Genomic DNA, 12582 nt, shown 5'->3' on the forward strand with positions numbered 1-12582 from the left:
CGGGGTTAGCGTGCGGCGCTGGGGGCGGCGATCGGCAGGTTCACATAGCCGCGGAACTGGAAGCTGGGGCGGCGCACTGCCCCAGGAAGGAGCGCGATCTGAGGGAGCGCCTCGGCAAGTGCGCCAAAGAGAAGTTCGAGTTCTAGGCGGGCCAGCGGCGCGCCGATGCAGAAGTGAATCCCGCCACCGAACGAGAGGTGTGATGTCTCACCACGCGCGATGCGGAAGGCGTCGGGGTTCTCGTACTTCTCGGGGTCACGATTCGAGGAGCCGATCATCAGGCCCACCTTTGCGCCGCGAGGGATCTGCACGCCCCGCACCTCAAACCCGTCGTCGAGCACCCAGCGCTGAAAGAACTGCAGCGGCGGATCCCAGCGCAGGATCTCTTCGATCGCGCTCTTCATCGGCACCGTTCCTGCGCGCAACAGCCGCCACTGATCTGGGTTCGCAGCGAAGGCGGCGACGCCGTTAGAGGCGGCGTTCACCGACGCTTCGTGTCCGGCCATCAGGAGCACCATCACCGTGGAGATCACCTGCTCGTCGCTCAGGTGCTCGCCGTCGACGGTGGCATCAATGAGGCCAGAGAGCAGATCGTCGGCCGGTTGACGTCGGCGGGCTCGAATGAGGTCGGCAACGTAGGCGGAAAATTCGCGCACGGCGAGGTTGGCGTGATCCTTCACCGCGTCAGCGGGCGCCGGCTCATACATCGAGACCACGTCGTGCGAGAGGGCGAGGATTCGCATGCGGTCAGGCTCTGGGACGCCGATCAGCTCACAGATGATCGTGAGTGAGAGCGGCTCGGCGAGATCCTGCACCAGGTCGAGGCTGCCCCGCTCACGTGCCGCGGCAATGCGCTCGCTAATGAGGCGGCTCGCCGGCTCCCGCTGCGCCTCAATGGAGCGCGGCGTGAAGGCGGTGGTGACGAGGCGGCGCAGCTTTGTATGGTCGGGCGGTTCAAGGGCGATCATGTCCCAGCGCTCAAACGCCTTGAAGTCCGCGTAGCGGTCGTCGCGCCACGGCTGCAGGTCGGCCGGGTCGCGAATGAACTCTTCGGCGGTATAGCGCTGCGAGAAATCGGAGCCGAGATGCTTATCGCGCCAGGCGGCATGCACGTCGGCGTGGCGGGTGATGAAGTGGATCCCACTCTGCGGCGAGTGCCAGACGGGGCCGTGCTCCCGAAGCCGGGTGTAGGCGGGAAAGGGATCAAGCGCGGTCGCTGCGTCGGTCGGGTCGAAGAGCAGCTCTGAGTCCGCCACGCGGTTACGCTCCCGCGGCGCGGTCTCGGGCGATCAACAGGCGCAGTCCGTGTACGGCCGTGTCGATCACCGGATCAATCGAGAAGTTCTTCATTGAGGCCTGTGACTCCTCGTGCGTCATGGAGGGGCTGCCGACGCAGACCATGATGCCGCCCGCGCGTGCGCGCAGGGTTGCCGCAACGATGAAGAGGGTGGCCGACTCCATCTCAGAGCTGATCGCACCGCCGCCGATCCAGGCCTTCCATCTTCGTGCGAGGTCGTCGGCCACCGGCATGCGCCCTGGCTCAACTTCGCCATAGAACGAATCCTTTGACTGCGCCACGCCAACGCGGTGGCGAACGTTGCGCTCGCGGGCCGCATCACGCATGGCCAGCACCACATCAAGATCGGCTACGGCGGGAAACTCCATCGGCAGGTAGTGACTGCTCGTCCCCTCGTCGCGAATCGCACCGCTGATCACCGCTAGGTCGCCGGTCTGCATCCCTGGCTGCATGCCGCCCGAGGTCCCCACGCGAATAAACGTGTCGGCGCCAATGGCGTGCAACTCTTCGGCGGCGATCGCCGTTGAGGGGCAGCCGATCCCAGTTGAGGTGCATGCCACCGGTACGCCATCAAGCTCACCGACCCAGGTGGTGTACTCACGCTTCTGCGCCACGAATCGTGGGTTATCGAATCGGCGGGCAATCACCTCGACGCGACCAGGGTCACCTGGCAGCAGCACGTAACGACCAACATCGCCCTTCTTTAGGCCAAGGTGGTGAACGGTGCCGTCTGGTTCAAAGAGTGCCATACGAGGATTATGACGTGATCAGCGCGCGGATGGCGATGAACATCACGCCGACGAAGACGATGATGCCGAAGAGGAACATCGCCGTCGCCACGAGGGGATCGAACTGCAGCGGCGTCGAGGCGCTCTGCCCCCAGTTCGCGAGCCCATACACCGTAAGGGCCGACATTGTGGCAATGCCGAGCACCCCTACGAACAGATCAAATGGCCCACTCGGCACGCGACGATACGAGGTCTTTACGCCCTTGGAGCCAAAGGCGCGTGACTCAAGGCTGATCGCGAGCTGCTGCACACGCTCAACAGCACCAGCTGCAACTGGCACAAACGATGGCACAATTGAGCCGAAGCCGGTCCCCTTCATGCCGCGTGATCGCTGTGCCGCCAAGACGAGTTGCACTTCGCGCTGCAACACCGGAACAAGCTGGAGCGTCATGGAGATCATGAAGTTGATCAGATATGGCACGCGCATACGTGCAAGCGACGCAAAGAGATCAGATGGGTGTGTTGTCAGGATTAGTGCGAATGCCATCGTTTGGAATGAGGCGACACGCAACATCAGTGAGATCGCATGCGAAAGTCCTTCGGTATAGATATGAAATGGGCCGACTGCAAGCGGAGTTCCGCAATGGTTTCCGCAAATTGCAGGAGCCAGCGATTGAATCACAATAATTGATGCTGTGATCGGCGTAAAGATCACAAGGATCTTCGCGAGTGGCTTGATGATCTTCGATGTTAAGGCGATGACGATCGAGAAGAGGAAGACCGCAAGCAACGGCAGCGGCGAATACGTGGTGAAGCAGAAGATTCCAGCCGGGAGCAGCCAGGCAAACTTCGCCACGGGGTCGAGGCGGTGCATCCATGAGGTTCCACGAACGTGGCTTACTGAGACGCTCGGTCCGTACATTAGGCAGCTCCCATCTTCTTGCCACCAAGCTCAGCGGAGAGTTCAGTAACGCTCAGCGACGCTGGCCTACCCTTGCGGCTCTTCAGGCGCAACGAGATCTGCGTGACCTGTGGTGGCGCAATGTGCGTGCGCTCCATCACTTCGGTGTTCCCGAAGACTTCGCGGGCACCACCGTCGGCAATGATCTTTGCGTTCCACATCACGATCATCCGCTCGCTCACGTCGGCCAAGAGCGGCATATCGTGGGAGACACAGATCACCGTTGAGCCACGATCCTGCAGCCGATGAATTAACTGGTTGATCACCTTGGTGGTCTGATGGTCCTGGCCGGTGGTCGGCTCGTCGAGCACGAAGACCTTCGGGCCCATCGTGAAGACCGAGGCGATCCCCACCAACTTGCGCAGCGGGAAACTCAGTCGGTAGGGATGCATGTCGGCATACTGTTTGATGTCGAAGAATTCCAGCGCGTGCGCGATCCGTTCGGCGATCTCTTCGGGTGGCAGCTTCAGGTTTGTTGGGCCGAAGGCCAACTCCGCCGTCACCGACGGGGCGAAGAGCTGGTGGTTCGGGTTCTGGAAGACGTAGCCAACCGTCGACGACATCTGCTGCACGGAATTCTTCGCCGTGTCCTTGCCGTCAACCACGATGCTCCCCGAGGTTGGCTTCAGCAGACCGTTCAACAGCTTGGTGAGTGTGGTCTTCCCTGAGCCGTTTTGACCAACGATGCCGACCGACTGCCCCTCAGGGATCTCGAGGTTGACGCCATCAAGTGCGAGTACCGCGCCGTTTGAATACACATAACGTGCGTCGGTGACCTTAATCAACGGCGTGCTCATGATCGCGCCTCCAACCAGGTCACGGCTTGGTCCGTGGTGACGGGAAGATCCTTCGCACCTGCGGGCGCAAGCGAGAGTGCCAGTTCCGTTGCCTGTGGCACACGTAATCCGATCTTGGCAAGTTCGGCGCCGCGCGAGAAGACTTCGCTCGGCGTACCAATCATCACGATCTCTCCCTGGTGGAGCACGACAATGCGATCGGCGTAGGCGGCAAGAACTTCGGCTTCATGCTCGGCAACGATCACCGTCATCCCCTCTTCGCGATTCAATTTACGGGCCAGCTCAAACACCTCCTCCTTGCCGATCGGATCAAGGTTTGAGGTTGGCTCATCCATGAAAAGAATCTTTGGCTGCATCGCAAGCACCGATGCGATCGCGAGTCGCTGCTGCTGACCGCCCGAGAGACCCATTGGTGAGCGCTCCTCAAAGCCGGCGAGTCCAACGGTGCCGAGTGCCGCGCCAACGCGCGGTGGCATCTCTTCATTTGGAACGCCAAGGTTCTCTAAGCCGAGAGCGACCTCTTCGGCGGCACTCACCTGGCTCATCTGAAATTCAGGGTTGTCAAACACAATGCCAACGGTGCGCGCCATCTCGCGCACGGGGGTGGTGGAGGTGTCGAGCCCCTCAACGGTGACGTTCCCCTCGTAGATGCCCATCGTGGATTGCGGAACGATGCCGTTAATGGAGAGGCCGAGCGTTGTCTTGCCCGCACCGTTAAGTCCCATGATGCCAAGGTATTCGCCGCGCTTAATCTCAAGATTGATCTTGTTCAGTGCCGGCTTCTCACCACCGGAATAGGTGAAGCTGAGATTCTCAATCTTGACGGCGATCTCTCCAGCCAATGTGACCTCCTACCTCTCTTCGATGATCCTGTGAGATGCAGTGTGTAGCGAACCGCCCGATCGCACTATGCGGTGCGACCGGGCGGCTGTCGCGCTCGTCATCGCGACGATTTAACTGTTCAGTCCTTTGCGCGAATAACGGCGACGCCTGCGCCAAGCGTAAAGAGGCCTGCAAGCACATTCATTGCTGCAAGCATCGGGAACGCCTGGTCAGGTGCATCGATCTTGATAGCGCTTGCGGCGAACGGCAATGCGATCACGAAGATACCCATTGCAATTACGCCGACAGCTGCGGCCTCACGAGGCCCAACCGTTGCTCCAGTATCTTTTGCCATGATTTCTCCTCCTTACGCTGGCTTGATCTGGCTGTATACGTACAGCAAGATGACGATGCCAACGCCAAGTCCAACGAGCACCATCTTGAGCGCGCCGCTCTGGTCAGTTTTCGGAAGGCCAACGCCAGCCGTAAGGCCAGATGGCAACGCTCGAAGAATGGCAAGGCCGATGAACGTTGCAATCAACTTGTCGGCGGTCGAACCTGGAAGGCCGCCGAGGAATGAGGCTGCAAGCACACCGGTGCCGCCTGAGGCGAGCGCCGCCACGAGCGCGTCCGAGGAGTGCCCGGTGGCACCACCGAAGACGAATGTAATGATTGGCGCAGCCATTGCCTGAACGGCAATACCGCAGATCACTCCAACGGCAATCAAGCCTGGGAGCGACTTGCCGAGGCCGAAGTTACGGATACCGTAACCCCAGACGAGGGCGCCAACGACGTTACAGAGCGCGAACGGAATCCCAACGGGACCGTTGACCAATGAGCCAGCGGTGTTCGTGATGATTCCGGTGAGGGCGCCCCACCAAGGTCCGAGCGCGACGCTCACGACCATGGTCCCGATCATGTCGAGGAAGATCGGTACGTTTACGAGCTTGATAATGAATCCGCCGACGATGTTGAGGGCCGCCATCACTGGCACAAGGACCGCAACGTACGAGAGCGGGATTCGCTGGGCGGCGCGTGCCGCTGCTGCTCCTGACATCTCTGTTCCTCCCTTTCGTCGGTCCCCACTCAGAGAGCCGACCTGTTTCGCCTGGGGTGACAACGTCACCCTTGGCTTTACAACCAAACGGCAACCCGCCGTTGCGCGCACGTTATGCTTCCTTAACCTGTTGTCAAGCCCCTGATGCGTCAGGCGAGTCAGCGACCGAGGGGTTGCGGCAGTGGGCTTCGGGGTATGGTCTCCCCCTTGGGGAGCGCGGGCCAGGGGGCCCATCACGAGGAGGCATTCATGCGAGGGAAGTGGTGGTCGAACCCGATTCTGAGCTCACTGACCCCAGTGGTTGAGGGTTCTGGGTTTGTTACAACAAACGAGGGGGAGGTCCGGCGGGTGGCGACGTGGATGGCCGCCGAGGAGTTCCCCGACTTCCGCTCCACCGCCCCAGCTGCGAAGAGCCCCTTCGACATCGGCTCCGACCCCGACAAGAACATCGACCTCACGATGCTCATCGCCATCCTCAACTTCGCCTTTACCGACTTCGCCACCTCCAAGAAGTTCGAAGTCACCTATAACGGGGTCCGCTACTCCGACAGCGAGGCGATGTTCGCCTGCCTGCACAAGGCGATCCTGGCTGGGCAGCCAATCCTCACCGGCCAGTGGGCCGCAGGGGTCACTCGCCGCGACCTTGAGGAGCTCTTCCGTGGCGACAACGAGATGCCGATGCTCGATGAGCGAGTCGTGGCACTCAATACGGTCGGCGCCGCCCTAACCGAGAAGTACGACGGGAAGTGGCACCGCTGGGTCGCTTCATGTGCGCCCGCCCTGTACGCCGGTGGCGATGGGCTGTTGGAGCGACTCGTCACTGAGTTCCCACGCTTCGACGATTTGAGCGACTGGAAGGGGCACAAGATCCAGATTCAGAAGCTCTCGCAGCTTGGCTTGTGGGGCTTGCACCGTGGCCTAGCCCCACTCGGTCGCACAGTGCTGAAAGATCCAGAGATGTGCACGGCGTTTGCCGACTACATCGTGCCGGTCGCACTGCGCACCATGGGAATCTTTCAATACGAAGCATCACTGGAGAAGCGGATTATGGCTGGCGAAATGATCCAGCGAGATTCACTTGAAGAGATTGAGATTCGTGCGCACAGCATCTATGCAACAGCGCTCCTCACCGACGAGGTGAACGCGCGACGACCAGCCGATAAGCAGCTGCTGATTCCGGAGGTTGACTACCGACTCTGGAAGACGTATCACGCGACGCACTATCCGCACCATCTAACGCGAACGATCATGTACTAACGGTGTCGAAGAGGCCACGCGGCGCACGTTCGCTGCCATTCGCTGATGTTCTCTCGCTAGATGGCGCTGTCGTCACATCACTCGGTGGGCTGATTGCACGCGCGCCCGTCGCCATGGTGCCGATCGGGCTGATTGCAATCGGTAGCGGAGCGTTGAACTCCTACGCCGTTGGTGGCGCTGCTGCTGGCGCCTTCTCTATTGCAAACGCGGTTGGCGCAACGCTGATTGGTCGATCGGCTGATGAGCAGGGGCATCAACGAACACTAATTCGTGCGACCGCTGTGATGCTCGTTGCCGCAGCGGCGATCACTGCCGTGGCACTTGCGGCGCCTGAAGCGGTCTTACTGATTGCAGCATCGGCGCTTTTCGGCGCTGCAACGCCAAACATCGGCTCGATCATTCGTGCGCGTTGGACCGCTGTGGTGAAAAGCGGACCACTGCGACTCCGTGCCATGGCACTAGAGTCTGTGAACGATGAGGTGAACTTCCTGATCGGTCCACCGCTTGCATCACTCCTGATTGTGCAAGGGCTCCTCTGGGGGCCCATCGCGGTCGCCGCGCTCCTATCGCTGATCGGGCTCATTGCCGTGTTGTCGCAGCGAAAGTGGGAGCCGGCGCTGCACGCACCAGATGCTGCGGGCATGGCTGGGGCGATTCGAGAAAACGGGCTGCTCATTGTGAGTGCGGCTGGAATTGGTTTGATCCTCGGTTCAAGCCAGGTGTTACTACTTGGATACTGCACGGCAATTGGTGCGGCGACCGGCATTGCGCTGGCTCTTGGATTGAACTCTGGAGCAAGCCTCGTTGGTGCAATTCTCATCGGCGCAAAGAGCGATTGGCGCTGGTCGGCGGAGCGGCGATTCGCCGTGGCCGCGATCTTCTTCGCACTTGTCACGATCCCTACGGCGCTCGTTGACGGTTACGTGCCGTACCTGATTGTCACGACAATCGCGGGCTTCGGCATCGCACCGATGTTTATTCAGATCAATGCGGCGGTCGCAGAGCGAGCCGGTGGTTCTGCTCGAAGTGGTGCATTTGCCCTCATCGGTGGTGGTGTTGTGTTCGGCATCTCTGCCGGTTCGGCAATCGGTGGCGTAGCGATTGACGCGGCTGGGGCTTCGGATGCGCGGCTGGTTTTGATCCCGCTGGTGCTCCTGATGGTGCTCCCGATCCTGCTTGGAGCTCAGCGCGCCGAGAAGCGCCCGACCCGCTCCGCAAAGCGCTGAAGGAAGGCCTCGCCGTCGCCGGCTATGGCGACGCGGCTGTTCGCTGGGGTGTTGGTGCGGCCCCGCACATCCACGAGAAGGTCTCCCTGCGTGATCCCCTCACGCGTCTCAACGGCGCTCGGCGCACTGATGATGGTTGCAAGCCCTGCATCAAGCGCCATCGCCACGGTGAAGGCGTCGTGAATGTGTGACCCCTCGATCTTGTCGTACTGCAGGTGGAACTCGTCGTAGAAGCGCAGCGCCTCGTCGATTAGGCGCAAGACCGGGTTGAGTGTGGCATCGCCGCGCTGTGCGCCAACACGGCCGGCTGCGGCAACGAGTGCCGCCCAATGCGGCGGTCGAATGAGTGCCGACTCTGTGGCATCAAGTGGCAAGATGAGCGCGGGTCGGCCCGCTGCAGCACAGGCGCGAATCACCTCGTCAAGTGCCTCAGGGTCACACCAGGCGTTCCACTCACTGCGCGCACCAGTGTTCCCTGGAGTTGCAACAGCGCCAGTCATCAACACCACGTCGTGTAAGAGCGTCGGTAGCTCGGCGTCAATTCGGAAGGCGGCGGCAATGTTGGTGGCCGGCGCGCAGCCGATGATCGTCACGGCGCCAGGATGACGACGCACCTCGGCAACGATGCGCGCGGCAGCGGCGTTCGTGCCATCGGCGGAGGGGGTGCTGAGCGCGCGTGATAGCGCAGGGAGAACGGCGTACCCAAGACCAGTTGGCCCGTGTGTCTCTGGTGTGGTGACCAGCGCCTTCACGAGCGGCGTACGAGCGCCGGCGATCACGTCGATGTGCGACGCACCCGCAACGTCGAGCACGCCACGCGTGTTGCGCACGACTGCTTCGAGGTTAACGTTCCCTGGTGCACAGGTTGCAACGAGCAGCTCGGCATCGGGTGATGCGAGTGCGTAGAGGAGCGCCATTGCATCATCGATGCCCGTGTCGACATCGAGGATGAGTTTCTGCTGTGGCATGCGCGCGAGCGCTACTTGATGCGGCCGGCGGCGCGATCCGCCGCAATGAGCTTGCGCAGGCCCGCGATTGACGTATCGATCACGCGATCAATCGATGAGTCGGCAAGCTCTGCCTCGGTCATTGGGCGCTGATCTGGATTGCCAAGGATCAACATTGCGCCGCCTGCGCGCACGCGCAGCGTTGCCGCAACGATGAAGAGCGTTGCCGCCTCCATCTCGGAGCAGATTGCGCCACCTGCCATCCATGCCTTCCAGCGACGCTGCAGGTCCTCGGCGATCGGCATGCGCTCGGGATTGTGCTGGCCGTAGAACGAATCCTTTGACTGTGCGATGCCAACGTACCAAGGGAAGCCGCTCTCCTTCGCCGCCTCACGCAACGCGAGTGTGATGTCGAGATCGGCGACCGATGGGAACTCCATCGGTAGGTAGTGGCGACTGGTGCCTTCGTCGCGAATGGCGCCGCTAATGATCCCAACCGAGCCCGGCTTGATGTGGTGCTGCATGGAGCCCGAGGTGCCGACGCGAATGAAGGTGTCAACGCCAACGTCTGCAAGCTCTTCTACAGCGATCGCCGTCGATGGGCAGCCGATGCCGGTCGAGGTGCAGGCAACAGGCACGCCGTCGAGTTCACCCGTCCAGGTGGTGTATTCGCGGCGGCGCATCAGGAACTTCGGGTTGTCAAAGCGGCTGGCGATGACCTCAACGCGATCCGGGTCGCCTGGGAGCAGCACGTAGCGGCCAACCTCGCCGTTGCGAATACCAATATGGTGCTTGCGGCCGTCGCTCTCGGTTGCTGCCATCAGCGCGTTCCTCTCACTAGATTTGGTGCGGCGAGTTTCGCCGCCTCTTCTTTCGAAATGTAGCTGCTCTGTGTGCCTGGCTTCTGCACGCTCTCTGAGGCGCAGGCTACGGCAAGTTCTGCCGCCCGAACAGGGGTGAGGCCACTGGCCAGACCGAAGGAGAAGGCGCCGAGGAACGAGTCGCCCGCCCCGGTCGTGTCGACCACGGTCACCTTCGGCGCGCTCACGCGCTGAAGGGGCTGACCACGCTCGGCGATTGCGGCACCGTAGCCACCGAGGGTCACCAGCAGGTTGACGCCGCTCTTCGCTGCGGCGGCAAGGATGCGCTCGTCGGCACCGTCGCCAATCGCCGAACCGCCGAAGAGGGTCGTGAACTCCATCTCGTTTGGCGCGAGCCAGTCCGAGAGGGCGAGGAGCTCAGGTTCGATGGGTGCGGCGGGGGCTGGGTTGAGCAGGGTGGTGATCCCCGCAGCACGTGCCGCGCGGAAGGCGGCGAGCGTTGTTGCTTGTGGAATCTCGAACTGGCCCACGACAATGGTTGGCTTGAAGTCGCGAATGGCCGCCTCGGCGACGGCTGGGTCGGTCTCGTTGTTGGCGCCGGGGACGATGATGATGCGGTTGATCCCATTCGCGTCGACCCAGATCGGCGCCACGCCACTAGAGCCTGGAACGGTGCGCATCCAACGCGTGTCGATCCCCTCGCGCACAAAGTTCGCGAGATGTGAAGCGCCGTACGCGTCGTCACCGACGGCGTTGACCATGGCGACGGGGGCGCCGAAGCGCGCCGCCTGCACCGCCTGGTTCGCCCCCTTCCCGCCGAAGCCCATCTGGAAGCGATCGCCGACCAGGGTCTCACCCGCATTGGGGATGACCTTGGCGTACGAGATCAGGTCCATCATGGTGCTGCCGACGACGAGAATGCGAGCGCTGCTCATAGAGCCTCCGTGCTGGGTAATTTGCTGTGGGGAGTCTACCGCCATCAGGGTTGGCGGTTGGCTGGGTTCCCGCCTGTTACTTAGCGCGCAGCGTCTCGATTGCCTTCTGCGCAGTCTCAAGCCCAAGCAGCGCGCAGTGGATGCGCGTGGGGCCAACCTCTACCCCAAGGAGCTCCATCACGAAGGGACTGCTGAGCGCCAGGATCTCATCGATGCGCTTGCCCCGCAACTCGTCGGTAATGAGCGAGGTCCCCGCCTGCGAGATGGCGCAGCCACGGCCGCTGAAGGCCACATCGGTGATCACGCCCGCGTCATCAAGTTGTAGTTGCAGATTTATGACGTCACCACAGTTTGGATTGCGCCCTTCGAGGCTCACGCTGGGTGCAGCGAGGGTTCCCTGGTTGTGCGGGCGGCGATGGTGCTCAAGGATCTGCTCCCTGTAGAGATCGTCTATACCACCCATGACTTACCCCTCAAATACTTTGCGCGCGTCGCGCAGGCCAGCGAACAGGGCGTCGAGATCGTCGTGTGTGGTGAAGGGGGCAACGCTGACGCGCGCCGAGGAGCTGAGCTCCAGCTGCTCGTGGAGCGGCTGGGCGCAGTGGAAGCCGGCTCGAATAGCCACCCCACGGCGGTCGAGGATCTCAGCAAGGTCATGGGCGTGCACGAGATCGCTCGAGAAGGCGACCAGGCCGGCGCGCTGGCTAGCGTCCCGCGGCCCAAGGATTCGAGCGTCGGGGAGCACCTCAGGGAGCTCGCGCAGCACGCGCTCAATCATGAGCGCCTCGTGCGCGTGGATCTTGTCGCGGCCGAACTCGTCGAGCAGGTCACAGGCGGCGGCGAGGGCTACGGCACCCGACGCGTCGGGGGTGCCCGCCTCAAATCGCTGGGTGCCCGTCGCAAAGTCGGCGTCGCGCAGGCGCACGCTGTGGATCATGTCGCCACCGGTTTCAATCGGCGCCATCTCGGAAAGGAGGTCGGCACGCGCCCAGAGGCCGCCGCCAGCGAAGAGGCCGCCCATCTTGTGTGCACTAAAGGCGTAGAAGTCGGCGCCAGTGGCGGGAATCGAGACGGGCATGTTCGCGACCGCCTGGCAGCCGTCGACACAGAGGAGTGCGCCAACGGCGTGCGCCGCTTCGGCAATCTGGGCCAGTGGTGCAATGGAGCCAAGCACGTTGGAGACGTGCCCAAGAGCGACCATCTTTGGCTTCAACTTCATGAGCGAGTCGAGGCGATCCCAGAGGATCTCGCCGGTTACGTCGTCAACGGGGATGAATTCAAGGTCAGCATCCATCTCGCGTGTGATCTGCTGCCACGGGATGAGATTTGCGTGATGCTCTGCCTCAGTGACGAGCACCACGTCGCCGCGGCGCAGGTTTGCTTTGCCCCACGAAAGCGCGACAAGATTGAGCGCTTCTGTGGCGCTGCCGAGCAGCACCAGCTCGCTCGCTGGCACGTTCAAATACGTAGCGATGCGCGCGCGGGCCCCTTCGTACCCGTCGGTCGCCATCTGGGCGAGGGCATACGAGCCGCGGTGCGGGTTCGCATTCGCGGTGAAGAGGTACTTTGAAAGTGCATCAACAACGCGCTGAGGGCGCTGCCCTGTCGCGGCGCTGTCAAGATAGTGCAGTGGCCGACCGCCAGGTTGCGTCTTAAAGATTGGATATTCGGCGCGTACCTTTACTGGGTCTAGCGCGCCGTCAGCGTTATGCCACATGCTCATTTTGCGAGCCT

Annotated in this window: 14 protein-coding genes; 2 read left to right on the plus strand and 12 right to left on the minus strand. The window is 62.1% G+C overall.

What is annotated here, in order from left to right:
* Window positions 1-5: 5 nt before the first annotated feature.
* The 7 genes from AC3LCN_RS00580 to AC3LCN_RS00610 all read right to left on the minus strand — a co-directional run bounded on the left by AC3LCN_RS00580 (window position 6) and on the right by AC3LCN_RS00610 (window position 5662).
* Window positions 6-1256 (minus strand): cytochrome P450, encoded by a 1251-nt coding sequence (locus AC3LCN_RS00580; RefSeq protein ID WP_488648149.1) that lies wholly within the window; start codon window positions 1254-1256, stop codon window positions 6-8.
* A gap of 4 nt (window positions 1257-1260) precedes the next feature.
* The gene (locus AC3LCN_RS00585; RefSeq protein WP_488648150.1) at window positions 1261-2046 is read right to left on the minus strand and encodes a nucleoside phosphorylase; all 786 of its coding nucleotides are present in this window, start codon (window positions 2044-2046) and stop codon (window positions 1261-1263) included.
* Between the two features lie 7 nt (window positions 2047-2053).
* A complete protein-coding gene (locus AC3LCN_RS00590; RefSeq protein WP_488648151.1) occupies window positions 2054-2947 on the minus strand; it encodes an energy-coupling factor transporter transmembrane component T family protein in 894 nt (297 codons plus the stop codon).
* On the minus strand, window positions 2947-3783 hold the full coding sequence (locus AC3LCN_RS00595) for an energy-coupling factor ABC transporter ATP-binding protein (protein ID WP_488648152.1): 837 nt from the start codon (window positions 3781-3783) through the stop codon (window positions 2947-2949). Before AC3LCN_RS00595 ends, AC3LCN_RS00590 begins: the two co-directional genes overlap by 1 nt.
* Window positions 3780-4625: an ATP-binding cassette domain-containing protein gene (locus tag AC3LCN_RS00600; RefSeq protein ID WP_488648153.1), complete on the minus strand. Its 846-nt coding sequence runs from the start codon at window positions 4623-4625 to the stop codon at window positions 3780-3782. The genes AC3LCN_RS00595 and AC3LCN_RS00600 overlap by 4 nt, the downstream gene beginning before the upstream one ends.
* A gap of 119 nt (window positions 4626-4744) precedes the next feature.
* Window positions 4745-4960 carry a hypothetical protein gene (locus AC3LCN_RS00605; RefSeq protein WP_488648154.1) on the minus strand — a complete coding sequence of 72 codons (216 nt, stop codon included), beginning with the start codon at window positions 4958-4960 and terminating at the stop codon, window positions 4745-4747.
* Window positions 4961-4972: 12 nt separating this feature from the next.
* Window positions 4973-5662, minus strand: coding sequence for an ECF transporter S component (locus tag AC3LCN_RS00610; protein ID WP_488648155.1), 690 nt, complete (start codon window positions 5660-5662; stop codon window positions 4973-4975).
* Between the two features lie 249 nt (window positions 5663-5911).
* Here AC3LCN_RS00610 and AC3LCN_RS00615 point away from each other — a divergent pair, with 249 nt between their 5' ends.
* Together AC3LCN_RS00615 and AC3LCN_RS00620 are read left to right on the plus strand one after the other, a co-directional pair.
* Entirely contained in the window at window positions 5912-6919 is a 1008-nt protein-coding gene (locus AC3LCN_RS00615) for a queuosine salvage family protein (RefSeq protein WP_488648156.1), read from the plus strand.
* 2 nt (window positions 6920-6921) lie between these two features.
* On the plus strand, window positions 6922-8145 hold the full coding sequence (locus tag AC3LCN_RS00620; protein WP_488648157.1) for an MFS transporter: 1224 nt from the start codon (window positions 6922-6924) through the stop codon (window positions 8143-8145).
* Here the strand turns inward: AC3LCN_RS00620 and AC3LCN_RS00625 are convergent.
* The 5 genes from AC3LCN_RS00625 to AC3LCN_RS00645 all read right to left on the minus strand — a co-directional run bounded on the left by AC3LCN_RS00625 (window position 8103) and on the right by AC3LCN_RS00645 (window position 12571).
* Window positions 8103-9113 carry a nucleoside hydrolase gene (locus AC3LCN_RS00625; RefSeq protein ID WP_488648158.1) on the minus strand — a complete coding sequence of 337 codons (1011 nt, stop codon included), beginning with the start codon at window positions 9111-9113 and terminating at the stop codon, window positions 8103-8105. The genes AC3LCN_RS00620 and AC3LCN_RS00625 overlap by 43 nt on opposite strands.
* 11 nt (window positions 9114-9124) lie before the next feature.
* On the minus strand, window positions 9125-9913 hold the full coding sequence (locus tag AC3LCN_RS00630) for a nucleoside phosphorylase (RefSeq protein ID WP_488648159.1): 789 nt from the start codon (window positions 9911-9913) through the stop codon (window positions 9125-9127).
* Entirely contained in the window at window positions 9913-10848 is a 936-nt protein-coding gene (locus tag AC3LCN_RS00635) for a ribokinase (RefSeq protein WP_488648160.1), read from the minus strand. Before AC3LCN_RS00635 ends, AC3LCN_RS00630 begins: the two co-directional genes overlap by 1 nt.
* 76 nt (window positions 10849-10924) lie before the next feature.
* Complete coding sequence (sufU, locus tag AC3LCN_RS00640) at window positions 10925-11311, minus strand: Fe-S cluster assembly sulfur transfer protein SufU (RefSeq protein ID WP_488648161.1); 387 nt, start codon at window positions 11309-11311, stop codon at window positions 10925-10927.
* 3 nt (window positions 11312-11314) lie between these two features.
* Complete coding sequence (locus AC3LCN_RS00645; RefSeq protein ID WP_488648162.1) at window positions 11315-12571, minus strand: aminotransferase class V-fold PLP-dependent enzyme; 1257 nt, start codon at window positions 12569-12571, stop codon at window positions 11315-11317.
* Window positions 12572-12582: the final 11 nt, after the last annotated feature.

The organism is Candidatus Limnocylindrus sp., from assembly GCF_040397215.1.
Lineage (GTDB): Bacteria > Chloroflexota > Limnocylindria > Limnocylindrales > Limnocylindraceae > Limnocylindrus.

Excerpts from the sequence above, each read along its gene's own strand:
- AC3LCN_RS00615 (WP_488648156.1), top strand. The coding sequence starts at position 5,912 with ATGCGAGGGAAGTGGTGGTCGAACCCGATTCTGAGCTCACTGACCCCA.
- AC3LCN_RS00595 (WP_488648152.1), bottom strand. The coding sequence starts at position 3,783 with ATGAGCACGCCGTTGATTAAGGTCACCGACGCACGTTATGTGTATTCA.
- sufU (WP_488648161.1), bottom strand. The coding sequence starts at position 11,311 with ATGGGTGGTATAGACGATCTCTACAGGGAGCAGATCCTTGAGCACCAT.
- AC3LCN_RS00625 (WP_488648158.1), bottom strand. The coding sequence starts at position 9,113 with ATGCCACAGCAGAAACTCATCCTCGATGTCGACACGGGCATCGATGAT.
- AC3LCN_RS00645 (WP_488648162.1), bottom strand. The coding sequence starts at position 12,571 with ATGAGCATGTGGCATAACGCTGACGGCGCGCTAGACCCAGTAAAGGTA.
- AC3LCN_RS00635 (WP_488648160.1), bottom strand. The coding sequence starts at position 10,848 with ATGAGCAGCGCTCGCATTCTCGTCGTCGGCAGCACCATGATGGACCTG.
- AC3LCN_RS00585 (WP_488648150.1), bottom strand. The coding sequence starts at position 2,046 with ATGGCACTCTTTGAACCAGACGGCACCGTTCACCACCTTGGCCTAAAG.
- AC3LCN_RS00590 (WP_488648151.1), bottom strand. The coding sequence starts at position 2,947 with ATGTACGGACCGAGCGTCTCAGTAAGCCACGTTCGTGGAACCTCATGG.
- AC3LCN_RS00610 (WP_488648155.1), bottom strand. The coding sequence starts at position 5,662 with ATGTCAGGAGCAGCAGCGGCACGCGCCGCCCAGCGAATCCCGCTCTCG.
- AC3LCN_RS00630 (WP_488648159.1), bottom strand. The coding sequence starts at position 9,913 with ATGGCAGCAACCGAGAGCGACGGCCGCAAGCACCATATTGGTATTCGC.
- AC3LCN_RS00605 (WP_488648154.1), bottom strand. The coding sequence starts at position 4,960 with ATGGCAAAAGATACTGGAGCAACGGTTGGGCCTCGTGAGGCCGCAGCT.